At 38.8% G+C, this 26,338-nt stretch carries 21 protein-coding genes; 10 read left to right on the top strand and 11 right to left on the bottom strand.

Features of this window, described 5'->3' with window-relative positions; genetic code table 11:
- Positions 1–530: 530 nt before the first annotated feature.
- Together EHQ59_RS17820 and EHQ59_RS04675 are read right to left on the bottom strand one after the other, a co-directional pair.
- The gene (locus EHQ59_RS17820) at positions 531–752 is read right to left on the bottom strand and encodes a hypothetical protein (protein WP_244245386.1); all 222 of its coding nucleotides are present in this window, start codon (positions 750–752) and stop codon (positions 531–533) included.
- Between the two features lie 177 nt (positions 753–929).
- Positions 930–3,449: an adenylate/guanylate cyclase domain-containing protein gene (locus EHQ59_RS04675; RefSeq protein WP_135617995.1), complete on the bottom strand. Its 2,520-nt coding sequence runs from the start codon at positions 3,447–3,449 to the stop codon at positions 930–932.
- A 271-nt stretch (positions 3,450–3,720) separates the two neighbouring features.
- On the opposite strand from EHQ59_RS04675, the gene EHQ59_RS04670 reads away from it, so the two are divergent.
- Entirely contained in the window at positions 3,721–4,527 is an 807-nt protein-coding gene (locus tag EHQ59_RS04670; RefSeq protein WP_135617994.1) for a hypothetical protein, read from the top strand.
- A 69-nt stretch (positions 4,528–4,596) separates the two neighbouring features.
- Here EHQ59_RS04670 and EHQ59_RS04665 read toward each other — a convergent pair whose 3' ends face one another.
- Entirely contained in the window at positions 4,597–5,430 is an 834-nt protein-coding gene (locus tag EHQ59_RS04665) for a CPBP family intramembrane glutamic endopeptidase (protein ID WP_135617993.1), read from the bottom strand.
- Between the two features lie 164 nt (positions 5,431–5,594).
- On the opposite strand from EHQ59_RS04665, the gene modA reads away from it, so the two are divergent.
- The 3 genes from modA to EHQ59_RS04650 all read left to right on the top strand — a co-directional run bounded on the left by modA (position 5,595) and on the right by EHQ59_RS04650 (position 8,269).
- On the top strand, positions 5,595–6,581 hold the full coding sequence (gene modA / locus EHQ59_RS04660; protein ID WP_135617992.1) for a molybdate ABC transporter substrate-binding protein: 987 nt from the start codon (positions 5,595–5,597) through the stop codon (positions 6,579–6,581).
- Between the two features lie 84 nt (positions 6,582–6,665).
- Positions 6,666–7,349: a molybdate ABC transporter permease subunit gene (modB, locus tag EHQ59_RS04655; protein WP_135617991.1), complete on the top strand. Its 684-nt coding sequence runs from the start codon at positions 6,666–6,668 to the stop codon at positions 7,347–7,349.
- Positions 7,346–8,269, top strand: a complete 924-nt coding sequence (locus EHQ59_RS04650; RefSeq protein WP_135617990.1) for an ATP-binding cassette domain-containing protein — start codon at positions 7,346–7,348, stop codon at positions 8,267–8,269. The genes modB and EHQ59_RS04650 overlap by 4 nt, the downstream gene beginning before the upstream one ends.
- 75 nt (positions 8,270–8,344) lie before the next feature.
- Here EHQ59_RS04650 and EHQ59_RS04645 read toward each other — a convergent pair whose 3' ends face one another.
- Complete coding sequence (locus EHQ59_RS04645) at positions 8,345–9,298, bottom strand: hypothetical protein (protein ID WP_135617989.1); 954 nt, start codon at positions 9,296–9,298, stop codon at positions 8,345–8,347.
- A gap of 540 nt (positions 9,299–9,838) precedes the next feature.
- Here EHQ59_RS04645 and EHQ59_RS04640 point away from each other — a divergent pair.
- The 3 genes from EHQ59_RS04640 to EHQ59_RS04630 all read left to right on the top strand — a co-directional run bounded on the left by EHQ59_RS04640 (position 9,839) and on the right by EHQ59_RS04630 (position 13,718).
- Positions 9,839–10,417, top strand: coding sequence for a hypothetical protein (locus EHQ59_RS04640; protein WP_135617988.1), 579 nt, complete (start codon positions 9,839–9,841; stop codon positions 10,415–10,417).
- A 143-nt stretch (positions 10,418–10,560) separates the two neighbouring features.
- Positions 10,561–12,144 carry a 7TM diverse intracellular signaling domain-containing protein gene (locus tag EHQ59_RS04635; protein WP_244245385.1) on the top strand — a complete coding sequence of 528 codons (1,584 nt, stop codon included), beginning with the start codon at positions 10,561–10,563 and terminating at the stop codon, positions 12,142–12,144.
- Positions 12,145–12,269: 125 nt separating this feature from the next.
- Positions 12,270–13,718 (top strand): RecQ family ATP-dependent DNA helicase, encoded by a 1,449-nt coding sequence (locus EHQ59_RS04630; RefSeq protein ID WP_135617987.1) that lies wholly within the window; start codon positions 12,270–12,272, stop codon positions 13,716–13,718.
- Here EHQ59_RS04630 and EHQ59_RS04625 read toward each other — a convergent pair.
- On the bottom strand, positions 13,715–14,017 hold the full coding sequence (locus tag EHQ59_RS04625) for a hypothetical protein (RefSeq protein ID WP_135617986.1): 303 nt from the start codon (positions 14,015–14,017) through the stop codon (positions 13,715–13,717). The genes EHQ59_RS04630 and EHQ59_RS04625 overlap by 4 nt on opposite strands.
- 144 nt (positions 14,018–14,161) lie before the next feature.
- On the opposite strand from EHQ59_RS04625, the gene EHQ59_RS04620 reads away from it, so the two are divergent.
- Positions 14,162–14,665, top strand: coding sequence for a hypothetical protein (locus EHQ59_RS04620; protein WP_135617985.1), 504 nt, complete (start codon positions 14,162–14,164; stop codon positions 14,663–14,665).
- Between the two features lie 94 nt (positions 14,666–14,759).
- Here EHQ59_RS04620 and EHQ59_RS04615 read toward each other — a convergent pair whose 3' ends face one another.
- The 3 genes from EHQ59_RS04615 to EHQ59_RS04605 form a co-directional block, all read right to left on the bottom strand.
- Positions 14,760–15,134 (bottom strand): high-potential iron-sulfur protein, encoded by a 375-nt coding sequence (locus EHQ59_RS04615; RefSeq protein WP_135617984.1) that lies wholly within the window; start codon positions 15,132–15,134, stop codon positions 14,760–14,762.
- Positions 15,135–15,137: 3 nt separating this feature from the next.
- Complete coding sequence (gene katG, locus EHQ59_RS04610) at positions 15,138–17,363, bottom strand: catalase/peroxidase HPI (protein ID WP_135617983.1); 2,226 nt, start codon at positions 17,361–17,363, stop codon at positions 15,138–15,140.
- Positions 17,364–17,694: 331 nt separating this feature from the next.
- On the bottom strand, positions 17,695–19,194 hold the full coding sequence (locus EHQ59_RS04605) for a cryptochrome/photolyase family protein (protein WP_135617982.1): 1,500 nt from the start codon (positions 19,192–19,194) through the stop codon (positions 17,695–17,697).
- A 96-nt stretch (positions 19,195–19,290) separates the two neighbouring features.
- On the opposite strand from EHQ59_RS04605, the gene EHQ59_RS04600 reads away from it, so the two are divergent.
- Positions 19,291–20,676, top strand: a complete 1,386-nt coding sequence (locus tag EHQ59_RS04600; protein WP_135617998.1) for an ethanolamine ammonia-lyase subunit EutB — start codon at positions 19,291–19,293, stop codon at positions 20,674–20,676.
- Positions 20,677–20,681: 5 nt separating this feature from the next.
- Positions 20,682–21,440: an ethanolamine ammonia-lyase subunit EutC gene (gene eutC / locus EHQ59_RS04595; protein WP_135617981.1), complete on the top strand. Its 759-nt coding sequence runs from the start codon at positions 20,682–20,684 to the stop codon at positions 21,438–21,440.
- Here the strand turns inward: eutC and EHQ59_RS04590 are convergent.
- The 3 genes from EHQ59_RS04590 to EHQ59_RS04580 form a co-directional block, all read right to left on the bottom strand.
- Positions 21,424–22,449, bottom strand: a complete 1,026-nt coding sequence (locus EHQ59_RS04590) for a CE1 family esterase (RefSeq protein WP_135617980.1) — start codon at positions 22,447–22,449, stop codon at positions 21,424–21,426. The two genes, eutC and EHQ59_RS04590, sit on opposite strands and share 17 nt — an antisense overlap.
- Positions 22,450–22,462: 13 nt before the next feature.
- Complete coding sequence (locus EHQ59_RS04585) at positions 22,463–23,467, bottom strand: LLM class flavin-dependent oxidoreductase (protein ID WP_135617979.1); 1,005 nt, start codon at positions 23,465–23,467, stop codon at positions 22,463–22,465.
- A 478-nt stretch (positions 23,468–23,945) separates the two neighbouring features.
- A complete protein-coding gene (locus EHQ59_RS04580; RefSeq protein ID WP_135617978.1) occupies positions 23,946–26,051 on the bottom strand; it encodes a cellulase family glycosylhydrolase in 2,106 nt (701 codons plus the stop codon).
- Between the last annotated feature and the right edge of the window lie 287 nt (positions 26,052–26,338).

Genomic DNA, 26,338 nt, shown 5'->3' with positions numbered 1-26,338 from the left:
GGTGTAAGTTCAGTAATGGATTCAGCCAAGTGATACTAATCGCTCGATCGGCTTGACCATATTACAATATACACGTGTTAACGTGTATGTATAGATTAATGCGTTGTTTGTTTTACTTTGTTCTGTTTGGTGGTCTGCGCCGAACGACTTTGATGCTAGAGCTCGAAGCTCACGCATCAAGTCGGGTGCTCGCAGTCGCGGCAGTGCCGCTTGGTGCTCCGCAGGCTCTCCCTCTTGGGAGATGCAGAACCTCTGTCGTATACAAATGTTGGGAGAAGCTCTGAATGAAAGTTCAGGGCTTTTTTTATGTCTGGGGAAAAGTTTGGTTTTCTTGATTCGAAATGGAAATTGTTCTCATGTTGTAGTTGGTTTACATTTTTGAGCGTCCATGGATGGACGCGGTAGCGAATTCCGGCCAGGAGGGAAGGATTAGCGAAAAATGGGAACCATCTACAAATGAGTGAAATCATTGCGGAGCACGTGAATTATGATATGGATATCACGTGAGCAGGAGTCGGAAAGGCATTCTGTTACACAACCCGTATCCCATACTTACGAAACACATCTACCATTTCCAAAAAGACTTCAGTCGATTGTTGTTTGAGAATTTTAATGAGTAAAATTAACGCTCGTTCATGGCTTGTCACTTCTTTGTAAGCGATGAAAAAGGCAATGAGGTCGAGAGGATTTAATTTGTTGGCATTCGATTGCCATTTCGAATTCCATTCCTTGCCAAAGTTTGAGCGGTTCAAACGGAAACGTTCCTTGAGGAAGCGAAATAAAAAAGGGATCATTTCGTTTCCTCTGAGAGAATTCCAAAATGTCTTAAAAGTTTGCCATTGGATTCGGTTATAAAATGGTATCTTCATTGGAAAGGAAGGCATAGATTTAGAATGTTGTTGAGTTTGTTGGTCGCAATTCAAAAAAGATTAAGGAATCCTACCCATTTCCAATTTTGATTTTAAAACAATTTTACTGCCTTGATTGATTTTTTGATAAATGGACCAAAACAGTTCATTGGGAACTAGTCCATCTTTGGAAAATTTTGGTTTGATGTGTTTCAAAAGATACATATCATGTTTCTCGCCATTTTTATCGACGATCTTCCCTCTGTGTTCACAATGGAATAAAAATCGAACTTTGTCGTAGGTTGATTGTGAGATATTGATTTCACCAACAATTCCGGAACTCTCCATACGGGAGGCAGTGTTCACACTACTTCCCCAAATGTCATAAGCAAATTTAAAACGACCCACAACTCCTGCGATCACAGAACCTGTGTGAATTCCAATTCGAAGTTCCCAATAGGGAAGATTCAATTGGGTTTTGATCTCTTTCATTTGGTCCATAAAGGATCGGATTTCAAGTGCCGCAAGACAGGCGTCAATTGGATGAGTAAAGTTTGGATCGGGTAAACCGCCAGCGCACATATAAGAGTCACCAATGGTTTTGAGTTTCTCCAATTGGTTTCTGGAAATGATTTCATCAAATTGTGTAAAACATGCATCTAGTTCTGTGATGAGTTCACTTGAGTCCATATTTTGGGCAACTTCGGTGAAGCCGCGGAAATCAGTGAAGAGGATGGTTGCTTCTTCGAAGGATTTTGGTTCACAATACCCATTGACTTTGATTTCTTCTGCGACTGATTTAGGAAGAATGTTTAATAATAGTTTTTCTGATTCTTCGCCGGCAAGTTCCGCATCCTTTTTGGCTTTTTCCAAAAGGATATAACTTCGATCTAATTCCTCTGCTAGGGGGCGCGCGAAAACATATACCAGTAAGTAGTTAAATAACACAAGTGGAAGTGTAACTAATGTAATGTGGAATAGGCTTTCTCCAAATGCCAACTTTTCTAAAAATTTTGGCATTTGAAGTAAACTGGCAAATAGGATGGAAAAAATCCCTAAATTGGCAAGTTTTTGGCTGAATCGAATGGTTCTCCCTGGTAAAGAAAATGCTCCTAATTTTAAAACAGCAAATCCAAGTAAGGTGGTCGGAATGAAGAGATAATCTGAGATGGGTGGGATTTTCAATCCATGGGAAGGAAAAAATGCTGTTAATAAAAATACTCCAGAGAGTAAAACAGAACCTAACGCAACAATGGATTCCTTTGGTAAATCCTTCCATCGTCTGCGAATTTCTCTTCCCACAATGATAAATGCAAAAAAACCAGCGGCTCCCAGTAAGTAAGGCACCATCGAACTTTTATGGATGATACCGTACTCATAGCGGTAGTAACCATTATGTAAATAGGGAGTGATCGATAAAAAAGAACAAAGAACAGAAAGTAAATCAACGGCAAGTAATGATTTTGGTCTTTGGCTACCTATTGCCTTGATCACAAAACGTGATAAGATACTCGGCGCCAAAGAGAAGATTAGAAAGCTAACCTGCGATATGCGAAGTAAAATTAAATAATTGAGTTCGAGTTTGGTAGGAATAGATTGTAAATTATAAAATGCAGTGATGATAAGTGAAAAAGCACATAATTGATTGATTTTTGCCTGCGGGTTACTTCCTGCTACAATGATTGCCATAAAAATAGCGACAAAAAAAGAAATGGTAGGAGGGAGAGCATGAGGAAACCAATTGTCATTCAAATAAGCACTGTGGCTTAAACCTAGTGCGACTGTTCCACTGAGGACAATCAGCGAAAAAGAAACCACACCGAAGAGAATGTAAAATAATCCGTTTCGATCAAAGAGAAGTTCATTTACATCGAGAAAATCTGAACGAAAAATACCATACGCGATTAGGATGAGAGGAATGAAGATAAAAAAGGATCCAGGATATACATTGTATCCGAGTAAAACAGGAGCATTGGAGATCGTCATCAGAAACAATACATTATAACCAATGAAGAGCGATTTATGAATTCGTTTTAAAAGGATTTTCCATTGGAAAGTAAAAAATGGTAATACGAGTGCAAAGTATCCGACAAGAGGGATGATCCCAAATGGTTTTATGTAATTTGTTGCTTTGGGATACTTGCCAAACTGGTAATCAAACCAATCATTATGAAATCCAAGTCCTTGGAAAAGTCCTACATAACCAAAGGCGACGCTGATCCAACAAAGATAGGTATAATATAAAAATACCTTTTTTCTTGAGAGCGCATAACAGATGTAAAAGTTAGAAGGTAAAATGAGAAGGATAAAGAGATAAAGCCAATTGTTTAAACTGAGTAATAGCTCTCGATCCAAGACCCATGCTCTGAGTGAAAGTACGAGCCCAAGAATCCCATATCCAAAAAAGGAAATGGCAACATTTAAAGAAAGGATTCTCTCTTCTCCTCGTGTGTGAAAAATCCTTCGAAAACTAAAAGCGCTTAAGAAAAAACCAACAACAAGGGAAATGATACCCGGGATTCCATAGGGAAGTTGTAACCAAAAATATGTCCATCCGTCTGTGATCGTGTCGATATTTGGCAATGAGTAGGTATATTCCATCTTTGGATCATTTTTTTATCAAATTCAGGCTCACGTAAAGAAATAAAAAATTTCATGTATCAAACTTCGAAATTGTTTAGTAACATTAATTTAGGGGAATATCCGAATGAAATGTGATCGAAAAAAAATAAAATGTTGAAAGGGATGCAACTAACCGAGGTCTTGTTGGAAACTTCTCCCTTGGAAAAGATTTCCATTTTTGTATTCCAAAAATCGATTGCAAATGGAATCAAAAGTAGTTCGCTGTATCGTCAGTCAGTAGTGAGGTTGTATGGAAAAACGATTTTTAAAATGGGCAGAGATTCTTGATTTTATCATCTTATTCGGTTCCACCATTACATTACTTGCTTGGATATTCGGTGCACCAATTTTGTACCGAACAGATGGCCCTGTTTTATCTATTTTTACATCCATTTCTCTTCTTGTCATTGTTTGTTTACGAATTGCCACAAGGCATTTTCATCTTTGGCCTTTCACTGCAAATCTTGCTTTTTTAATGATCGTAGGTGGCGGGAATATCTCTTCCATACTGATGTTACTCTCTGCACCAGCCGTTCATATCAATCCTAAGTCGAGTCTTGTGATGACCTCTATTTTCACATCTTGTGGTCTTATCTTTTTTAGTTTTTACGAGATATTACTCTATTTGCGTCGGACACCCAATCGATTTTGGATTTTGGATGATATTTTGATCCACCTAGCGCTTGTTCCTGGAGGTTTGAGTTTACTTGGCCATCTTTTCCAAAACCCAACGTATTTGAGTATGTCAATTGACCCAAGAGTAGGAGTCTCTCTTTTGGAAATGGGATTTATGGCATTACTTGCCCTTTCTACCATACTTGCCAATCCTCATCTTTTTTTATGGAAATTTTTAAAAGGAGGACTTGCCAATCAAATGACCTTTCTTGGCTTATTTACCAACCAATACATCGCACCAATTTTGTATTTATGGATTGCAGGTGTGAGTTGGGAGGCTGGATCCTTTGGTCCTGAGTTATTTATTTTTTTTGCGGGAGTGATTGCCACGCTTGGTTTTTTATTATTCCAAGCCAAGCTGGAAGAAGGAAGATCCACCTAAATTTGTTTTGAAATCTTTCACTTTGAAATCGTTTTTGATCGAATCTCTATCTCTCCTTTTTTGATTTTCTCAATAAGAATACTTTTTTTCATCTTGAGAAAAGATTTGTCTTAAACCAAAGAGGAAAAGAAACATAAACATCCAAGCAATAGCACCCGTTACAAGCCTTTCACTACCAAATAACCAGTGTAAGTCGTGAGGAACAGGATCCACAAACATCTTTTGCATTTTCACAACATATACCCAACCTGCATGAATTCCAATAGGCAAATACAAGGCGCGTGTATAAATCCATGCGTAGGAAAGAGCATAACCCACAAAAAATAACCCAATCATTTCTGGAATTAGAACCAAGGGATCAGAGATGGGACGGATAAAATGGGTAAGAGAAAAAAACAAACTCGTAATGATAGCCGCTTTTTTTTCTCCCCATTCTTGCACAAACGATTGTAAGAGGTATCCACGAAAGAATAATTCTTCAACAAACCCGATACAAAATACAACGAGTAAAAAATAGAAACTTAATAGCCAATCAGAAACTGTAAACACTTTGGGTGCCCAAGTGGCAACTCCAAAAACTACTTTTGTTGCGACAACGAAGGATAACGATACGATCCCAACGATAAAACCTAAAATGAGTTCCTTTCGTTTGGAAGGAAAGTTTTCTAATCCAAGGGAAAGGATCGACTTTTGGTCAATTTTTTTACGAAACCAAATTAAGGAAAAAAATAAGATTATGGTAGCAGTTCTTGATAGAATTTTCGTAAACGTAAATGGTTTTAATCCAACACTAGGATTTTGTGAATACAAAAACATTTGTAGAGAGTATAATAGGAAACTGATTCCTAAACTAACACTGATTACGATGGCAAAAAAGTAGGAAAATTTTTTAGATAGAGTCATTGGAATCAATCGTTATCAATTAAAACATGTTGGTTTTCGTATAGCATTGTTTCGGTGAGTGTCGCTTTTTCGTAGAAAAAAAATAGTTTCCCATCGGAGAACTCCTGAAAATCTCTATGAATGAAGTTCAGGAATCAGAGAGTAGACACTAGTTTGGATTTGTGATGATACAAAGTAAGAAAGAACTGATACCCCCTTGTTTTATGATGCGAATCTTTTGGATCTTCTTTTTGGTTTTGAGTTTTGCTTGGGATTTAACACCAATCTTTGCGGAAACAAAGAAAGCCGATGAACAACATTCAGAAATAGAAATCACAGTGGCCGTGGCCGCAAATTTCAAAAATCCGATGGAAGAAATTCATCATTTATTCCAAATCCAAAATCCAAATTGTAAAATCATATACCTATATGGATCTTCCGGCCATCTAACAAACCAAATACGAAACGGAGCACAAATAGATCTTTTTTTATCAGCAGATTTAGATTTTCCAGTATCTTTATATAAGGAAGGATTCTCTCTAACTCCACCCGATGTGTATGCGGAAGGACGTTTGGTTTTGGTATCAAATGAGACACTACCAATTGGTGATTCTCTCTCAGAAATTCTTACATCCAAACAAATCAAATACATTGCCATCGCCAATCCCAAAACTGCACCTTACGGAAAGGCGGCAATGAATTATCTAACGCAACTTGGTATTTGGAATTCCATCGAAGGAAAGTTAGTGTATGGTGAAAATGTAACGCAAGTGAATCAATTTGTATTCACAGGGGCAGCGGATGTGGGATTTACTTCGTTTTCTTCTGTGAAGTCAAAAGAAGACCAGTGGAAGAATTGGAAAAAATTAGATCCGAAACTTGTTCCACCGATCCGCCAAGGTAAAATTCTCATCCAACCAAAAGAACCTCATTCATTGGAAAAAAAGCGAATCCTACATCGATTGTCTCAATTCATTGGTTCTAAAGAAGTATTTCCTATTTTTCAGAAATACGGATATGAAATTCCGGTCGAACTTCTGAATCCGAATGCAAATGGAAATACAAACGCAAACGCAAATGGCATTGCAAATACAAAGCAAAATAGAAACGAATACAACGATGCAAATAGAAACAGAAACATAAATGCAGATCGTAAAACAAAAGCGAAGTAAACTTCAAATGCAAATCTTCAGCCGATCAAAAATTCAATTCCAAGTAAAATTCAAAACCAAATGCTTCAAACAGGAGGCCTTTGTATGATCGAAAGCCTACCCATTTGGTTGACATTGAAGTTAGCGGCACTCACCACACTGGTTCTTGTGGTCATTACGATCCCGATTGCATATGGTTTAGCCTACACTCGATTTCGATTTCGTACGGTCATCGAATCAGTTCTGAACTTACCTTTGGTTTTGCCACCCACAGTGATTGGATTTTATCTTTTGATTGCCTTTAGTCCCAATCATATCTTCGGGGAATGGTTGGAACGTGAATTCCAGATTCGATTGGCTTTTAGTTTTTTCGGAATTCTTCTTGGTTCTGTGATCTTTAACCTTCCTTTTATGTTACAATCCATTCAGGTAGGATTTTTATCGGTTCCCCCTGCGATGATTGAAACGGGCATCGCTCTTGGTAAGTCTAGGTGGACCATCCTCAGAAAAATCATTTTACCTCATTGTAAATTTTCCATTTTTACGGGAATGGTATTAACTTTTGCTCATACCATCGGTGAGTTTGGTGTGGTATTACTCATCGGAGGCAGTATCCCTGGGAAAACGAAAGTGACTTCGATTGCGATTTTTGAAGAGGTGGAAGCTATGAATTATGGCAATGCTCATCTCTATTCTTTGGTTTTACTCCTCATTAGTTTTGTTAGTTTATTTGTTTTGTTCCTTTGGAAACGAAATGGATTACTTTTTTCTCTGGAAAAAACAGAATGATCGAAGTTGCGGTAGAAAAAACATTTCGTTCGAAAGGAATTCCTTCCGTAGAACTTTCCTTTCAGTGTAAAATTCCACTAGAGGAAATCAGTGTCATTTTTGGAGAATCTGGAGTTGGTAAAACTTCGTTATTCAAAATGATGGCGGGATTACTGCTTCCCGATCGGGGAAACATCACTGTTGCTGGAGAAGTGTGGTTTGATTCCGAAGAGAATGTAAACCTACCGATTTCAAAACGTTCCCTGTCTGTATTATTTCCAGATCATCTGTTATTTCCCCATATGAATGTCAGGGAAAATTTGGAATTCTCCATTCCAAAAGGGAAAAACGACAAATCCTTGTTTCAGGACTTGGTGGAAGTAACAGAGATCACATCAATTCTTGCCAAGTCGATCTCACAACTCTCGAGTGGACAAAAACAAAGAGTGTCACTTGTGCGAAGTCTTTTGCAAAAACCAAGTTTGCTTTTACTCGACGAACCATTTTCCTCTTTGGATGGAAGGCTTCGCCAAAAACTCATGACCCATCTGACTCATCTGCAAAAGGAGTGGGGAATGACGATGTTACTCATTACACATGAAATTCCTGAGGTGGTAAGACTCGCCAAACATGTATTTGTTTTAGAGAATGGCCGAGTGAAGGAATTTGGAAATCCAATTCAGATATTTAAGACAAACGAAATTGGGAAATTAGTGGGTGAAGTGGTGCAGGAAGATCCTAGAACCAAGGAAGTTTCGATATGGATTCCGAACCAATTGGTAAACTTAGAGAGTTCTAGGGAGATCCGGAATCAAAACCAAAATCAGAAAGAAAAACAAAACGATCACCAAAAACAAAAGGTTCATCCCATTCACGATGGTACCAAAACTAACAATCTGGGAGAACGGATCCAAGGAAGGTTTACTCCCGATGAAAGCTAACCCTGTCCATTGGCTTCTCGTAAAGAGAAGCCAACTAACAAAAAAAAGCGAATAAACTGAAGTAAGTCAGGTTCCTTAATTCGCTAGAAAAATAGATTCAGCTTCGTTTTGAGACCCACCACCGGGATTAAGGCAAGTGGATTGTGCATACATTGTTCCAAATCCATTGGAATAATAATTTCTTGTCGTTAAACCACTATCCGACGGATAAGTACACCGTCCTGTCCTTGTATGTCCTTGACCTAGGACGGTCGCCATAAGAATAGGACAAGTATTTGAAGTAGCTGGACCACTTCCCATCGTATCATAACAAAGAGAAGGTGGATTATAAAGAGTTGCTGAATTTGTGGCAACCACTCCTGCGTTTGCAATTTGAAGATTGTAACCTGTGCTAAAGCCACTGATATGTTTCACCTGGATATAAACGGTACCTGCAGTTAGAGCTACTTTATTGAACTCGGATCCATTCATTCTTTTTTCTGCGAAGGCAATGGGTGTTCCATTGAGACTGCTGAAATAAGAAATATCTAAATCAGAGGCACCATGCCCAAAGGTATTGAATACATGGCTTGCAGTGGTTGCCGTGATTTTGAAAAAGTTTTTATTGTCCCGTCCATCAATGAATCTTTGGGTCGCCGTAGGTTCATTGATCGTCCAGTCCACTAACGGACGGTAACGAACAGAAGTGGTGAAGACTGACTCCCCATTTTTTTGCACAACGAAATCCACTGCTGCATTTTCATTGATGTTCGGAATCGTAGGCATCACAAATTGGATGGAATCAGAAGAAACTTCTGAAACACCCGTTGCTGTTTGTCCTCCAACCGTAACCGTGATCCCTGAAGTTTTCCCTGCTAAATCTGAATTTTGTATTGTGTTGTAGGAACCAGGGTAACCTAACTCGAAGATATAGTCTTTGGGTTGAGACAAATAGAGAGCAACTAATAGTAAGTCGGTATCAGAAAATTCTTTCTTTTTTACACATCCAATCAAAGAGAAAACCAAAACGGCCAAGATACTCTTTTTCATAATGTATTTGATGTTAAATGATGGTTTTTAGAAGTAAATTAAAAAATTAAGAAATGAGAATGTAGTCAATAAAAAAAAGACTATAGCAAAAATAAACAAAGTGTTCGTTTTACAATCAATTCGAAACGAATGGTGACATTCAAACGACTTCTTGTTCAGATACCATCCATATTTATTTTGAATCATTTGTAATATAAAACTAATATGCGTTAGGGACAGGGAGGGCTTGGTCCCTTGGGACGGAAGCGCAAGCGAACCCCGGAGTGGCCCGACCCCGCAAACTTTAGATGAGGAAATTCATTACCAATGGGGAACGCCCAAGCAAAACCTTCGACTGGAATTATGATTCCGTTCGGAATTCGTGCGAATTGATGTAAAAAAGTGGTTCACAATTTTTATGGAGATGTTTTGCATTTATTTGAAATAAATTGACCAATACTTCGTTTGATTCTTTTCATAAGGAGCCGTCGCATTTTCTTTCTATTGTAATATTCGGAAAATGGAATGTACGGTGAAGCTTAATGAGAAAGGAAAATGAAGATGTTAAAGAAAACTGCGAAGTTAAAGTTCAACTCGTATCTACTAAATGGTATATGCGTTTTAGTCGGAATGCAAATCGTGTTCACCAATTGTGAAAAAAAGAAAAGTTGTTTTGCCTATGTGCCTGCGAGCACTACCAATAGTGAAACGAATCAGACTTCCAAAAGTATCTCTTTGTTACCTGTAGGAGAACAATCGGAAGATGATTGTGAACAAACTGGACTCTTGACTTCACTCATCACTGGTATTGCAAAACCACCTGCACAGATTGTATTCTATAACGATAGTGGTGCAGTAGCGACGAGAGCTGGTCTTTATACAGATTCCTCTTGCACACAACCTGCAGCAGAAGCGACAAACGTCGAAATTGCAAAGTTTTCTAAGTATGTAGACTATGTTCCCTCACCCAATTCCAATTCTTCTCCCTATTACTATTATGGTTATGTGAGAGACGGTGGAGCTTCTGTTTGTTACACACAACCCAGATCGTTTCCTGCAGGGAATATAGCATGTACGATGACTTTAAGACATTCCGGTGGGGCAGGTGCCACAGTGAGTCTCAGTAGCAGTTGTGGTTAAACCATTCTAATTTCTTTTAGTCGTGTGACTAAGGTTTGCCTGCGGGAACATGGTTCAGTTTGTTCTCCGTGGGCATGTGAATTCGTTTTGACAAAGGCTTCCTTTCCTAATGGTCTGTTTTTAGTGGAAGGAAGGAACCTTTTTTGTTTTCTCATCGATTGAAATTTTCCGTAACTCTGATCACTCCCTTGTTTTTCTTTCTGTTATTCTTTACATTGAATTGTAAAGGCCAGACAAACGAGTCCACAAGTGGGTCCTATCAAGTTTATTATACAACAGAGGTGGTTGCAGAGGAAAAGACGGAAAGCTCCCTTCGTTCTTTGGACTGGATTCCCTTACATGCACCCTTACAATTAGGATTTTATACGAAACCTGTTTGGATTCGTTTGGAATGGAAAGGAAACGATTTTCCCGAAACCTTATTTTTAGAAAACCAAGTAGCATACTTTGACTCGTTACGATTCCTGCAGTGGACCAGTGGCGGATTACAAATCCAAGAAGATGGGGATTTGGTTCCGAAACGGAAAACTTTGTATTCCGAACATCCTTTTTCCCTGTTTCAAATCGATACAAAAGCGTTAAAGTCTCATCCCGATGTGTTTTTAGAAATTCAAACCATCTCTAATTTTTTGTTCGCACCAAAAATTTGGACAAGTGAAGAGATGATGCAATCGGTGTTTCAAACACGTGATTATTTCCTCATATTTTTTAGTGTTCTATTGTTTGTTTTGATTTTGAATTTGAGTGTGTATGTGAATACACGTAATACAAGTTTTTTGTATTATTGTTTTTATATACTCTGTTCTGGGTTCTACCAAATTAGTTATACTGGGTATGGTAAAATTTATTTTTGGCCAAACGACACAAATTGGAATGATCGAAGTTTGGTATTTTTTGGATCCATTGCGCTTTGGAGTGTGATTCTTTTTTCCAATCGATTTTTATTATTATCCAAACGTTTGCCAAAATTAAAACTTCCTCTTTTGGTTTTTTCTATTTTGATTTTAACAAACGCTTTCACTAGTTTGTTTGTGAAACATATCATATGTGATCAAATCATTCACTTTATCGCCATCATTGTTTCATTTACACTGATGGGAGCCGGGATTCTTGTCTTTCGACAAAAATATAAAATGGCAATCTACTATATCATCGCTTGGTTTTGTTTGTTAGTTGCCATAGTTTCCTTTAATTTGTATGCGTTTAATGTATTGCCGGATCACTTCCTTTTGCGTAATGCCATTCAATATGGGAATTTTTTCGAAATCATTCTCTTTCAATTTGCACTCCTTGCGAGAATAGGGGAAACCAAAGAAACTTCTGTATTATTTCCAAAACCTGAATTGAAACTCAATGTTTCCGAACAAAGGATTGCCAATTTGAATCCAGAACTTGTGATTCAAAATATCGATTCTTCCCTTGTGAAAGAAAAATTGTATTTGGATGAAGATTTGAATTTGCAAAATGTTGCTTCTAAATTCCAACTGAGACCCGATCAATTGTCTGCCATCATCAATGTCAAACAAGGGATGAATTTTAACCAATGGATCAATGGATATCGCATTCGGGAAGCCTGTGAGCTGATGAAAACTTCTCCCGATAAAAATATCCTAAACATTGCGTTCAGTGTTGGTTTTAACTCGAAGTCTGCTTTTAATGAAGCCTTCAAACGCGTGATGGGAGAAACTCCTACGGAGTATCGCAAACGAATGAAAGTTGGATCTTAATTCGTGCGGTTTCTTCCATCAAACTTTGATTAGGAATTACCTTGATGAAAACATCAGGAGCCTATACGGAAGATTTAGAATCTTTTCCCAAAGCGAAACCGAAAAAAAGGAAAAGAATGTAATTTATGCTGAATGAATCCATATTAGAATTGTTTGGGGTGAAAACCTTTCGAGGAAACCAAGAACAAATTATCAAACATGTATTAGGAGGCAATCATTCGCTTGTACTAATGCCGACTGGGATGGGTAAATCCATTTGTTACCAAATTCCAGCCCTCGTTTTGGAAGGAACTTGTATTGTGATTTCTCCACTCATCGCTCTCATGAAGGACCAAGTGGATGCTCTTCGTAAGAAAGGCATTCAGGCAACGTATATTAACTCCAGTTTGAGTCGTACAGAAAGATTGGACCGATACCAAGGACTCAAATCTGGTTTATACAAATTGGTGTATGTATCTCCAGAAAGGTTTCAAAAAAAAGAGTTTATCGATGCTGTTCAGTCCATTCCGATTTCTCTTCTTGCCATTGATGAAGCGCATTGCATTAGCCAGTGGGGACATGACTTTCGACCTGATTACAAAAAGATTTTATTCTTTCGGAAAGTATTACAATTCCCAACCACCATTGCTCTCACGGCAACGGCTTCTCAACGAGTACAAAGTGATATTATCTCACAAATGGGTTTAGATCCCAAAGAGATCCAAGTTTTTGATGATGGACTATTTCGGCCCAATTTACATTTAGCAGTGGAACCTTGTTTCGATCGTGAGTCCAAGTATGAACGATTGTTAACGGAAATAAAATCAAAACGAGGAGTGACTATAGTATACTGTAGTTTGATCCAAGATTTGGAATCTCTTAGCCATTGGTTCGATACCAAACAAATCAAACATTTGGTGTATCATGGAAAACGATCCAACGAAGACCGTAGTAAAACCTTGTCGCGATTTCTAAAGTCAGAAGATGTGATTTTACTTTCTACCAATGCGTTTGGGATGGGAGTCGACAAAGCCAATGTGCGAAATGTTTTCCATTTACAAATTCCTGGCAGTATTGAAGCCTATTACCAAGAAATTGGAAGAGCGGGAAGGGATGGTGAACCTTCCTATTGCAAACTTTATTATACGGAAGATGATTTAGCGATCCAAATGGATTTTTTGGATTGGCAAAACCCAGAGATTCAATACTTAAAAAAACTGTATCAATTGATTCATCAAAAACAAAATCAATTATCGACACTCGATTATGAATCCATCCAATCCCATATGACGTTTAAAAATAAGTCAGATCATAGGGTGCAAACTGCCATCAACCTACTTTTGAGTGTTGGACTTATCTCTGGTGATTTGGAAAGAGGCACTCTCCAACTGGAAAGAGAATGGGATGATACTTTGTTTTCCAAAGAAGAGTTGGAATCGAAAAAGAAAGAAGGTGGAAAACGCCTCTACCAAATGCTTCAGTATACCAAAACAAATGATTGTCGAAGGAAATTCATCCACCAATATTTTGATTCCCCCTTTGTTTCTTGCGGAAACTGTGATCTCTGTGTCGAAAAAGAACCTATCTTGGATTAGGCGGCCTTAAAGATTTCGAAGACAGTACTATTTGGTTTGTAAAAATATCTCGTTTTTTCTCTAGATAGGTTTTGGATCGAAGTTTTGATGTATTCTTCTTTGGAAATACCCATAGGAATCAATCGAAACAAATCCCGAAATTTTAAAGTAGGAGGTACGTTAAACTCCCAACAAATTTCTTCTTCGATCGCAAGTAAACTTTCCAAACCTTCTTCATTTGCAAATGTTTTCCCGTTTCCCATTTCCAAAATCCTGGAACCATCAAAGTATTCTTCTAAAAGTGATTCTACGTATTCCATATCTGACCTCTATCTAACATCCATGCTACCAGTGGCCTCGGACAAAACTGGCACGTAGCGAGCGAGAATCGAAAAAAAAGATAGAATTATCCCTCTCTTTATGGAGCAATCAGAAGCAATTTTTTAGACGAGTGAGTGTGTTCGATGTCGAAATTCCCTTTTGGAATTGTTTTTTCCTATGGTATCTTTCTGTTATATTTCCATTGTTCTTCTCCGGCAACCCAAGTGACGGAGCCGCAAACCAAAGAACCTGAAGTTGTGACCAGGAGGAATTGGAGCCCAAAACCGCAGTGTTGCCAGTTGTCTGCAGAGTTTTTAGGAGTGGTTGTCCTTGATCAAATATGTGTTACTGAAACGGAAACAAAACTTAGGCTCCATACCAAAGATTGGAAACGAGTTTGTGTTTTGAAAGAAGGGATGGTTTTCCGAGATGAATTAGGAACCAATTATCCTTTTATGAAGTCGGAAGGGGTTGAGCTTTGCCCCAAACGTACCAAAATGAAAGACCAGGATTTTTATTTGGTGTTTGGTTCTCTGTCTCCCCTTGCCGAGTCTTTTGATTTAATCGAAGACAAAAATGCAAAACATGCACACAAACCTTGGGTCTTTGAAAAAGTGAATGTATCCAATTGCCAGTGGACGGAGTAGTTGATCTAAAGTCAGAAAATTTCGTTCCAACGTTTGATTCACTGCTCCTTCGCTTTGAAACTAGCTGTGAATCAAATGGACTTCTTTTCGGACATTACGATTTTTTGGACCAAGCAGAACACCAACCTTGGTTCGAAACAACTCCCGCCGATAAAATATTACATTTGCCCCAACCATCATTGAGTTTGGTAAACTGTGCGCAATATTGGCAAACTTGATTTTTTGTTTTGGTTTGTTTTCGATCAGGGTATAAAGTAAAGTCTGTATCTTCTGCGTTTTGATGAAAACCTAATGCTTGTGCTGTGGGATCGTTCTCTGAAACTGGTTTTTCTCCTTCTGGTAACGGGAAGATTTGTTTTTCTTTTTTCTTTTCTTTCCCCAAAAGGACACTCTCCCCCAAAATTAGGGAGAGAGTTGAAGTAAGAACAATCGTGTTTTTTAAGAATTGTTTGCGATTGTATCGTTTCATTTTTTATTTTACATCAAAACGATCGGCCATCATCACTTTGTTCCAAGCGGCAACAAAGTCTTTCACAAACTTTTCTTTTGCATCGTCTGAAGCATATACTTCTGCCACAGCACGTAACTCAGAGTGAGATCCGAAAATCAAATCTACAGATGTTGCTGACCATCGCTTTGCACCTGTTTTACGATCGACTCCTTCGTAAATCCCTTCTGTTTGTTCGGACTTTTGCCATTTTGTGGACATATCCAAAAGATTTACAAAAAAATCATTGGATAAGACCCCTGGTTTTGTTGTCAGAATTCCATGTTTTGATTTCCCAGAATTTGCATCCAAAGAACGCATCCCTCCGAGTAATACAGTCATTTCTGGAATGGAAAGTGCCAACATATTGGATCTATCAACTAACATCTCTGTAGGTGACATGTAGTTGCCGGGTCCATAATAATTTCGGAACGCATCGGCTTTTGGTTCCAATACGGAGAAGGAATACTCATCCGTTTGTTCTTTTGTTGCATCCGTTCTGCCAGGTGTGAATGGAACAGTGACCTTCACTCCTGCTTTCCTTGCGGCCTCTTCGATGGCAACATTTCCAGCGAGAACGATGAGGTCAGCAAGGGAGATTTTGCTTCCCGACTGATTGAAATCCTCTTGGATATCTTCCAATTTTTTAAGAACTTTGGTGAGCTCTTCTGGATCGTTCACTGCCCAATTTTTTTGTGGTGTGAAACGGATTCGTGCTCCATTGGCACCACCTCGCATGTCTGTGCTTCTGAAACTAGATGCAGATGCCCAAGCTGTGCGCACAAGTTGTGGAATGGTCAAACCTGATTTTAGAATTTTTTCTTTTAGTTTTCCGATTTCTTTTGGACCAACTAACTTATGGGATACGGCAGGCACTGGGTCTTGCCAAATCAATGGTTCTTTTGGTAGGTCTTTCCCAATATAACGAGTGAGAGGACCCATATCTCTATGTGTTAATTTAAACCAAGCTTTTGCGAAAGCGAGTTCAAATTCTTTTGGATTTTCTTGGAATCTTTTTGCGATCACTTTGTAACTTGGATCAAATTTTAAAGCCAAGTCTGTTGTGAACATAATCGGAGCATGGCGTAATGTTTTGTCATGCGCATCAGGTACCATGTTCGCACCGGCTCCATCTTTAGGAATCCATTGGATGGCTCCCGCTGGACTTTTGGTTTGCACCCACTCAAAACGAAACAAGTTGTTTAGATATTGAGTTGTCCACTTTGTTGGATTTGCAGTCCAAGCACCTTCCAATCCACTAGTGATTGTGTCTTCTGCATTTCCTTTTTTGTAATTGTTTTTCCAACCAAACCCTTGTTCTTCGAGGCCAGCTGCAGCTGGTTCTTTTCCTACATGTTTCGATGGGTCTGCTTTTCCATGTGCTTTTCCGAATGTGTGACCACCTGCAATGAGAGCCACAGTTTCTTCATCATTCATCGCCATTCGACCAAATGTTTCGCGAATGTCTTTAGCAGCTGCTAGAGGGTCTGGGTTACCGTTAGGACCTTCTGGGTTCACATAAATTAATCCCATTTGAACAGCAGCAAGAGGATTTTTTAAATCACGGTTTCCTTTGTATCTTTGGTCCTCTAAGAATTTTTTTTCAGGACCCCAATACACAAGGTCAGCTTCCCAATCATCAGTTCGGCCACCGGCAAATCCGTATGTTTTAAATCCCATGGACTCGAGCGCAACATTTCCCGTTAAGACCATGAGGTCTGCCCATGAAATTTTTTTCCCATATTTCTTTTTGATGGGCCAGAGAAGTCGACGTGCTTTGTCTAGGTTTGCATTGTCAGGCCAGCTATTGAGAGGTTCAAACCGTTGTTGTCCACCACCAGCTCCGCCTCGACCATCGGAAATCCGGTAAGTTCCTGCACTATGCCATGCCATACGAATGAAGAATGGACCGTAATGTCCGTAATCGGATGGCCACCATTCTTGTGAGGTTGTCATCAGAGTTTTGATTTCTTGTTTTAAGTTTTGGATGTCCAATTCCTTAAATTCTTTGGCATAGTTGAATTGGCGCCCCAAAGGGTTTGATTCTGCACCGTGTTGACGGAGTGGTGCCAAATCCAAACGTTCCGGCCACCAAAATTGATTGGATACGTTTTGGCGGTCCATTCCAGGGGTTTCCTTCGTATCAGCAGCTCCGATGGGGCCAAAGACCAATACCAGGAGGGCGATTGTGAAACGGGTTATATTTCTCATACTGACCTACTCTTTCTAGATTTAGTTTAAAATTAGATTCGGTCCAGTTTGGAAAGCAAGTCAAAAATTTAGATTCATTCTAAATTTTATTTGGAATAGGTAGTTTGGATCCTCTCAGGCAACTGGTTTGGCACTTGTTTATGCATTCGAATCTCGATTCTTTTCTATCTGTCAACAGGATAGGAAATTTTTTCTGAATCCAATTCTCGATTCTTTCCCTTCGAGTCATGTTTCTGAAGATACAGGTTTCCATGCGAGGACGAGGAGACTTGCCAATGACCGGATTACGAAGGTATTCTCCTGGATGGGAAGGGGGATGGTAGGATAGGCACTAGGGCAGTTCCGTGAGTCTTTTTTTCCAGAGTTTTGCTGTCCGGAAAAGTTTTTCCTTCCTTCCTTTTTCCATTCGGTATAAATTTCCTACGAGAACAGATGTACGTGGATTTTTAGAAAAAACCTCTTTGTGCTTTTCAATAAAGGACCAATACAGTCCGTCCACTGCCTCTTCCCATTCCCCTTTAGGAAACTTTCCCATCTTTTGGTAATAGTTGGATCCGCAGAAATAAGGTTTCGTGGCAAAGATTCCACCGTCACTATAAATTCCCATTCCATATACATTGGGACCCATGACCCAATCGGAAGAATCAATGAACATTTCCATAAACCATCGATAAGCTTCCTTAGGTGCAATTTCCAAAAGTAACATCAAAGAACCCACAACCATCAGTCGTTCAATATGATGGGCATAACCATACTTTTGGCATTTTTGAATCACATGGTCAAGAGGAGGAATGCCTGTCGTTCCATCATACCAATGTTTGGTGAGTTTTCTATGATGCGAAAAATAATTGGACTCTGATTGTTCTTTCTCAAAATTTTGGTAAATCCCTCGGATAAATTCTCGCCAACCAATGACTTGGCGAATGAAACCTTCTAGGGACTCAAGGGGAGTATTCTTTTTTTTTGCATACTCTAGGGTCGAATGAATCACTTCTTCTGGAGTGAGAAGGCCTGTATTTAAAAAGGGTGTGAGAATGGAATGTTGTACAAAAGGGTATTCCACAGAAAACGCATCTTCATAGGGACCAAAGGTTTCCAATCGTTCTTTTAAAAAATTGTCTAACCATTGTTTGGCTCCAATTCTCGTAGTTGGTAACCAAAATTCTTTTGTGTTTCCTGGATGGTTCGAAAATTGAGTTTCGACTAATGTAAAAACTTCCCTTTCTTCCTCTGTAAATGGAATGAGAGGAAGAGTGGGGGCGATATAATCTTTCGGTAACTTCTTTCTATTTTCAGTATCAAAACTCCATTTTCCTCCCACAGGGAATCCACTTGGATCCAAAAGAATGTTTCGTTTTTTCCGTTGTGACTCATAAAACGTTTTCATAAAAGGTTTTCGAACCGATTTTAGATAGGTTTGAAATTCAATCCTACGGGTCAAAAACATGGGAGACCTATGTTCTAAATAGGGATAGGCATTGGAAGCCAAACAGTCTTTGATCCTCGTTTCAAAAAAAAGATCTTCGATTTCAAAGAAATGAACTTCCGTAATCAAATTCGTTTTTAAAAATTTCAGAAATTGTGTTTCATATGGATCTCGTGAATCCGTCAATGTCTCATAGTGGACTTTAAATCCTAAAGATTTGAGTTCTTTTGCGTAAGCACGCATCGCTAAAAAGAAAAAGAGAATTTTTTGTTTATGGAAGGCGAAGTAGGTACATAGTTCTTTATCTTCTCGCATAAAAACGATGTATTCATTTCGTTTTTCTTTTGGGATCAAATGGGTGAGATCAAATAGTTGGTTTCCCAGAATGAGAAGTGCTTTTTTCATTTGTCTCCTTTTTAGACAATGATTTCATCTGCTCTTCTGGATGCCCCTTTAGGAAAAATGGTATTCGCGGGAAAAATTCTAGGTTATAGTGCCAGTATGAGTTATCAGATCCTACTTGGAAAAAGAACCTACCAGTTCCGTGATTTAAAAGATGTGATGGCTAAGGCAACTCCACAAAGGTCGGGAGATGTTTTGGCAGGGATTGCTGCCGATAACCAAGAAGAACGTGTGGCTGCTCAAATGGTTTTAGCAGATTTATATCTCTCTGAATTTTTGAATACGGAACTGATTCCAGCTAATACAGATGAGGTGACAAAACTCATTTTTGATTCGCACGATTTGGAAAAATTCAAACTCATTTCCCACCTAACGGTTGGCGGATTTCGGGAATTTTTACTCTCTGAAAAAACAGATGGATCTGTTTTGGAATCCATTCGTATGGCACTCACACCTGAAATGGTGGCAGCTGTTTCGAAAATCATGTCAAACCAAGATTTAATTCTTGTGAGCCAAAAAATAAGGATTGTTTCGAAGTTTCGTAATACAATTGGTTTGCCTGGTCGATTGTCAGTTCGATTGCAACCGAATCATCCTACTGATGATCCCAAAGGCATTGCTGCCAGTATCTTGGATGGCTTATTACTCGGGAGTGGTGATGCCGTGATTGGAATCAATCCAGCTACAGATCACGTGCCAACCTGTATTTCTTTATTGGAAATGTTGGACCAAATCATCCAAACCTATCAAATTCCAACCCAATCTTGTATCCTCACACATGTGACTACCTCCATGGAAGTGATGCAAAAAGGAGCTCCTTTGGATTTGGTATTCCAGTCCATTGGTGGGACAGAAGAATTAAATAAAAGTTTTGGAATCAACTTAAATCTGTTAGCGGAAGCGCAAGAGATGGCACTTTCACTCAAACGTGGGAGTGTTGGAAATAATGTGATGTACTTTGAAACAGGACAAGGAAGTGCTTTGTCTGCAGGTGCAAATTTTGGCATTGACCAACAAACATTAGAAGTACGAGCTTATGCAGTTGCTAGAAAGTTTTCTCCATTACTTGTGAACACGGTTGTTGGGTTTATTGGACCTGAGTATTTATACAACGGCAAACAAATCATACGTGCGGGACTCGAGGATCATTTTTGTGGAAAACTAATGGGTTTACCGATGGGAGTTGATATCTGTTACACAAATCACGCAGATGCTGACCAAGACGATATGGATAGTCTTCTCACAATGCTTGGAGTTGCTGGTTGTAATTTTATCATGGGAATTCCCGGTGCTGACGATGTGATGTTATCTTACCAAAGTACTTCATTTCATGACGCCTTGTATCTTCGCCAAGTCTTAGGTTTAAAACCTGCACCTGAGTTTGAACGTTGGTTAATTGATAAGGGGATTTTTTCGAATGGGAAAACCTTTTTGCCAGTCGAGAACCAAATGGTTCAAATGTTTGAAAGGGAAATGAGGATTTAAATTCGATGTCAAATTTGGAATCTTGGAGACAGTTTACACAAGCAAGGATTGGGCTTGGCCGGAGTGGTGGTTCCTTATCCACAAAAGATGTATTGCGTTTTCGTTTAGACCATGCAAGAGCAAAGGATGCTGTCCTCCAAGAACCAAATTGGGATCAGTTACGAAAAGAGAGCGCAGAGTTTTCGAAAACTTATGGTATCTCGTCTCAGTTTGTCAAAAGCCAAGTGACTTCCAAAGAAGAGTATTTACTGAGACCCGATTTAGGGAGAAGACTTTCTAAAGAAGATGTCTCTTCGGTAAATCCAGATAACGCCAGTTATGATTTGAGTATCGTTTGTATCGATGGATTGTCTGCAAAAGCAATGGATGAAAATTTGTTACCGTTTGTGAATAGATTCCTCATGATGATTCAGAAAACAAAACTGAGTTTAGCACCTTTGGTTTTTGCGAAGTGGGGAAGGGTGGCCCTCGGTGATGAAATTGCTTCGTTATTCCATGCAAAATTATGTATGGTTGTGATTGGCGAGCGGCCGGGCCTCAGTTCCTGTGACAGTTTGGGAATTTATTTAACATACGAACCAAAACTGGGAAACACAGATGAAACCAGAAACTGTATTTCGAATGTACGCCCACTTGGGTATCCAATGGAAGCAGCCGTTGAAAAAACCATTTATTTAATTTCCGAATCATTCTTACAGAAACGTTCAGGTGTGTTACTCAAAGACCAAATGCCAATGGATACAAAATTCATTCTAGAGAATTAAAAAATTCCCACATAACATCGTTTGCGATCAATGCCTTGGTGGGTGGACCACCCCCAAGGAGAAGGGATGGTTTTTTCCCTCCTGGCCAGGAGTGACCTCCGTCTTCCGTCACGCAGAGTTTTACTTTGACTCCATTTTTACACTCGGTGTATTCTTCACATTTGACGCCGTTTGTTTCTAATACAAGTTTTGGTTTGGGTTGACACTGATTGAACTCTACCCATTTGGAGATGGTTTTGGGAACCGAAACAAAATCGGTAATTAAGGATCGATCCGAAAAACTAGAACCAGCACCTCCATAAAATAAAACTCGATCATCGTTTTTGGCATGAATGTGAAAAATGGAAATGGGTTTTGATGGTTTACAATTGATGGTATTGTCTGTTCCCGCCACGGCCGTGATCGCTGAAAATTCATCTGTCATGGAACAAGCAAGTTGGTAGGACATCAAGCCACCATTGGACATCCCCGTGGAGAATATTTTTTTTTGGTTAATGTTCAGTGATTGTTTCAAATGTTGCAGGATGGATTTTACAAATCCGATATCATCGCTATTCTTTTTTTTTGCTTCGCCACAACAATTTCCAGCATTCCAAGTTGCTAACTTGCCAGATGGATACAAACTATATCCATTGGGAAAAACAACGATATGACCATTTTCTTCTGATTTAGAGATTTGATGGTAGTATTCTTCGTTCGATTGGATCTCCATATCTCCACCACCACCATGAAACACAAGTAAGAGGGGAACAGATTCGAAACCTGTATACGTTTTCGGAACATGGATTTTATAATAACGAAGGACATCTTGGTGATTGATGGAAAAAACGTAATCACCTGGCTTTGTGATCGATTTTGATCGATCGGATTCTGCTTTGGGAGCAGGTAAGGCCAACATCCTTTGATGAAATTTTTCTTTTAAGGTGGAACGGATGTAACCGCGTTCACAAGAAGCGAAAGTGAACACAATCAAACAAAATGAAATCCACTTTCGTTTTTGATTTTGCATCTATGACTCCCGTTTATCTTGTGATAGAGGTGAATTTCAATTCATCTTTGATGCCCATGAGAAGTTCTATGGAACGAATTCTTTTCTCAGTATCATAAATGGAAGAGACAACCATGATTTCATTCACTTGTAAATCATCCGTTAAGGATTTGATTTGGGAAAGAATGGTATCTTGTTTACCCACAGCTGAAAAGGATAACATTTGTTTTGCCATCTGTTTTTCTGATTCAGACCATAGGGAATCCATGGATGATACTGGCGGTGGGAAAGCACTCCGTTTGTTTCGCAAAATTCCTAAAATGGACTGCTCTACACTTGTGAATAAAAATTTTGCTTCTTCTTCCGTGTCTGCTGCAATGATATTCATTGCCACCATCGCATACGGTGATTGTAAATATGCGGAAGGTCTAAATTGTTTATGATAAATCGATATCGCATCTTTTAGATAAGTCGGAGCAAAATGAGAAGCAAAGGCAAATGGCAAACCAAGTAAAGCTGCCAGTTGTGCACCAAATAAACTCGAACCTAAAATCCAAACAGGCACATTGGTTCCATATCCAGGAATGGCATTTACCATTCCTTCTTTTCTATCAGAAGATAAATACTCTAAAAGTTCTTTTACATCTTCTGGGAAATGTTGGGAAGCCATGGGATCACGGCGTAATGCTCGTAAGGTGAGTTGGTCTGTGCCTGGAGCTCTTCCTAATCCTAAATCAATTCGATTGGGGTATAAACTTTCTAAAGTTCCAAATTGTTCTGCAATGACAAGAGGGGAATGGTTGGGTAACATAATCCCACCTGAACCCACTCGAATGGATTTAGTTTGTCCTGCGATATGGCCAATCACAACGGAGGTAGCTGCACTCGCAATGGATGGAAAGTTGTGATGTTCGGCAATCCAAACCCGATGGTATCCAAAGGCTTCAGCAGCTTTCGCAACTTTCACACTATTCTCAATCGCATCTCTCGGTGTTTGGCCTTGGTTGATGAATACTAAATCTAAGATTGAAAGTTCCACGTCTGATATCACAATCCCTAGTAATGATTGTATCTGTAAATGTAGAAAAAATTGAAATGAGAATTTGTTCGAGAAATGGAACACAGAGGTTATGTGAGTTGCATTTTTTCACATACAAATTAGAATAAAACAGATCGTTTGAAGACCTCTTCCCGTCTAAGTGAGAATTAGATTTTCCTTTGTCATCAATCATAAAAGTTACTACAATCAATATGTTAGTTTCCCATTCAAACATTACTTTTGACTGGGAAAAACCTGCAGTATTGATTTGAAACTGTATTCGATGGTAAGAACGAATCGGTTATCAATGTTTGGAATTGGTAATGGGCCGAAAACCAAATCGGTTTAGTCATTATGTGAAAAGAACTGCAAAAACAGGTGTATGGAATGTACATACACCTTAATCTTTTCCGAAGTCTGAAAATTTACCCATCTCGTATATCAAAATTAGACATACAAATGATGGGTAAATTCTTTGTTATTGTTCGTTCGGGTATCCACCGTAAGTCATTTTACCAATAAGGTAAATGGGGCTTTTCCCTTCTACAAGAACTCTTTGGTTTAATTTTGTTTGTAATTCTTGTAAGGTTGTTAGTGGATACGAAGTATTTTCTTTGTTCACAACTAAAGCATAGTGGTAAGAAGAAGATTGGTTTTCATCCAAATCCAAATCATCCCAAAGATACATGACATTCCCAGAACCTAAATCACGATTGGGATCATTTTTGATCACAACTTCATTAGGTTGGTGTACTAGTGAACTTGGAATTTGGTCTGAATAGAGTTTTTTTTCTGTGATCACAATCACTTTTGTAGGATCAAAATGAGGTGGTAAATAAAATTCGGAAGGTGCATTGGAAAACCTTCCTCTCCAAACTACGAATAAAAATCGTTTGTCACCGAAAAATTTCACTTCGTTGTTTCCTGGTTTGATAGCAGCCCAAGAAAACATTTTGTTCCAAGTATCAAAACCAATCGCATTGTAGTGGCTTGTCATCATTCGGCCTTGTGATTTACGCACATAGGCTCTTGTGATAACATAAGGATCTACATTCATATTGGTTCCATAATTGCCAACGACTGAAAAGTCTTCGTCATTCCACGCATCTTTTGTAGTGATGAGTTTTGTTGGATTTCCATTTTTATACTCAGAATGACGATCATAATAATAATCCCAATGCCATTGGGTACCGGAAACATTTGGATTGTAAAAATCGGCAAATCTTGTTTTTGTTGATTGCCCCTTGTCTGAGATTTCCATGGCTTGGTATACAGCATTAATCATTCTAGGGGTATCTTTTGCACCCGTTCCCTTTAACCACATCCCAAATTCACTCAAAAACATTGGAATTTTTAAAAACCTTGCTTCTGTCCGAATTTCATCTAAGTATTTGAAATAAGTTGCATTGTCGATACCTGTTAAATCAACTCCCATCCTACCTGCGTCATAAAAATGTGAATTAAATACAAATCCCTCTCCAGGAGGTGCATTTAAATGTCCTCCACCAGTAGCAGGTGCAATCGCTGAACCGATGTTTGTATTCCAAAATACAAGAGGTTCTGCAAATACCCATTTGTTTGCCCATCCATTTTGGTTCAGGATGGTTCTTATTTTTTGGTACATCGGCCAAAGTTTTTCATTATCCCAACGTTTCGGTGTTAGACCTTCCATTCCGCCATCGACAGGTTCATTAAATGGATCAAGGCCGATGATGTAAGAAAACTCTTCAGGCGATAATTGGTTTTTGATATAAGAGACTGTTTTTTCAATTTGCCATAGGTATTCTGTCTGCATATAACGAATACCAGATGAAGTAGTAACGGGGGCATTATTCCAAAAATTTCTAAATGCCCTTCGGATCGCTTCGTTTGTTAAATTGTTTTGGCTCCAACTTGCACAGACAAACCCACAATACTCTTTCGGATAATTTTCATTTTTTGTAATCCATAATGGTGCGCCATTTCCTGTATGCCAAGAATTCTGATTGAACAAATGCCTTGAAAATAAGTCTTGGTGGTAATCTAGGAGCACATAAATCCTTTTGGCAGTGACCTTTTTAATTTGAGAGATGACGTTATCTAAATACAAATAATCGATTTTGTCTACATCTGGGTGGACACCTTCCCAAGCAATTGTATACCGAATCATATTGGATCCAGTTGTTTTCGTTAATTGCCTCATCGCATCTTCGGTATCGTTTGCATTTTTGAATGGTTTAAATCCATGTTCGGCCAATTTCACAGTACCTGATACATTGAACCCACGAAAGGAAGTTTCTCGACCCAGTCCATCGATCCAAATGGCATCAGTAAAATTCCCAAACGATTTATTACTCACATATAACTCTCGTTCTTCTGATGAGTTTATATAACCTAAATCATGGGTAATATTCGCAGATTGTCCTTCTGACCTTTGTTGCCCTATACTAACCGAATTTACTTCCAATACATGTTGGGAATTTTGTAATAAGGGAAGGAGATTTTTAGGCCCCTCATTGTTAGGAGCACAATACAGGTGTAATGTGAATACAATACAACTGGTAATTTGTCTCCCATAAATTCTAGGTTTTTTCGGGTTGTCCATACTTGCCTCTCTCTCGTTTTCGCGATTAGGGGACAGTTCCCTGATAATAGTCGACACATGTCGAGTAAAAAAATGACACAATAATACCTTATTGATTTTAGGGAATTTGAGAAAGTATCTCCAAAACACCTCCAAACCAGGTTTTCTGAACGTTGGTCAAATAAAAACCGACTTTTGTCGATTAATTTATTGCCATATTTTTGACATCATTTAGACTTATACTCCTGATTTGCACCAGGGGCTTCCTTTGGACAGATAGATGCGAAAACTGTTAGATTGAGAAATTT

The organism is Leptospira kemamanensis (assembly GCF_004769665.1).
GTDB classification, from domain to species: Bacteria; Spirochaetota; Leptospiria; order Leptospirales; family Leptospiraceae; genus Leptospira_A; species Leptospira_A kemamanensis.
Note: the sequence above shows the minus strand (reverse complement) of the source record. Positions and strands in the feature narration are given on the sequence as shown.

Excerpts from the sequence above, each read along its gene's own strand:
- modA (WP_135617992.1), top strand. The coding sequence starts at position 5,595 with ATGATACAAAGTAAGAAAGAACTGATACCCCCTTGTTTTATGATGCGA.
- EHQ59_RS04665 (WP_135617993.1), bottom strand. The coding sequence starts at position 5,430 with ATGACTCTATCTAAAAAATTTTCCTACTTTTTTGCCATCGTAATCAGT.
- EHQ59_RS04590 (WP_135617980.1), bottom strand. The coding sequence starts at position 22,449 with ATGCAAAATCAAAAACGAAAGTGGATTTCATTTTGTTTGATTGTGTTC.
- EHQ59_RS04640 (WP_135617988.1), top strand. The coding sequence starts at position 9,839 with ATGTTAAAGAAAACTGCGAAGTTAAAGTTCAACTCGTATCTACTAAAT.
- EHQ59_RS04645 (WP_135617989.1), bottom strand. The coding sequence starts at position 9,298 with ATGAAAAAGAGTATCTTGGCCGTTTTGGTTTTCTCTTTGATTGGATGT.
- EHQ59_RS04620 (WP_135617985.1), top strand. The coding sequence starts at position 14,162 with ATGTCGAAATTCCCTTTTGGAATTGTTTTTTCCTATGGTATCTTTCTG.
- EHQ59_RS04615 (WP_135617984.1), bottom strand. The coding sequence starts at position 15,134 with ATGAAACGATACAATCGCAAACAATTCTTAAAAAACACGATTGTTCTT.
- EHQ59_RS04670 (WP_135617994.1), top strand. The coding sequence starts at position 3,721 with ATGGAAAAACGATTTTTAAAATGGGCAGAGATTCTTGATTTTATCATC.
- EHQ59_RS04580 (WP_135617978.1), bottom strand. The coding sequence starts at position 26,051 with ATGGACAACCCGAAAAAACCTAGAATTTATGGGAGACAAATTACCAGT.
- eutC (WP_135617981.1), top strand. The coding sequence starts at position 20,682 with ATGTCAAATTTGGAATCTTGGAGACAGTTTACACAAGCAAGGATTGGG.
- EHQ59_RS04650 (WP_135617990.1), top strand. The coding sequence starts at position 7,346 with ATGATCGAAGTTGCGGTAGAAAAAACATTTCGTTCGAAAGGAATTCCT.
- modB (WP_135617991.1), top strand. The coding sequence starts at position 6,666 with ATGATCGAAAGCCTACCCATTTGGTTGACATTGAAGTTAGCGGCACTC.
- EHQ59_RS04625 (WP_135617986.1), bottom strand. The coding sequence starts at position 14,017 with ATGGAATACGTAGAATCACTTTTAGAAGAATACTTTGATGGTTCCAGG.
- EHQ59_RS04675 (WP_135617995.1), bottom strand. The coding sequence starts at position 3,449 with ATGGAATATACCTACTCATTGCCAAATATCGACACGATCACAGACGGA.
- EHQ59_RS04630 (WP_135617987.1), top strand. The coding sequence starts at position 12,270 with ATGCTGAATGAATCCATATTAGAATTGTTTGGGGTGAAAACCTTTCGA.
- katG (WP_135617983.1), bottom strand. The coding sequence starts at position 17,363 with ATGAGAAATATAACCCGTTTCACAATCGCCCTCCTGGTATTGGTCTTT.
- EHQ59_RS04600 (WP_135617998.1), top strand. The coding sequence starts at position 19,291 with ATGAGTTATCAGATCCTACTTGGAAAAAGAACCTACCAGTTCCGTGAT.
- EHQ59_RS04605 (WP_135617982.1), bottom strand. The coding sequence starts at position 19,194 with ATGAAAAAAGCACTTCTCATTCTGGGAAACCAACTATTTGATCTCACC.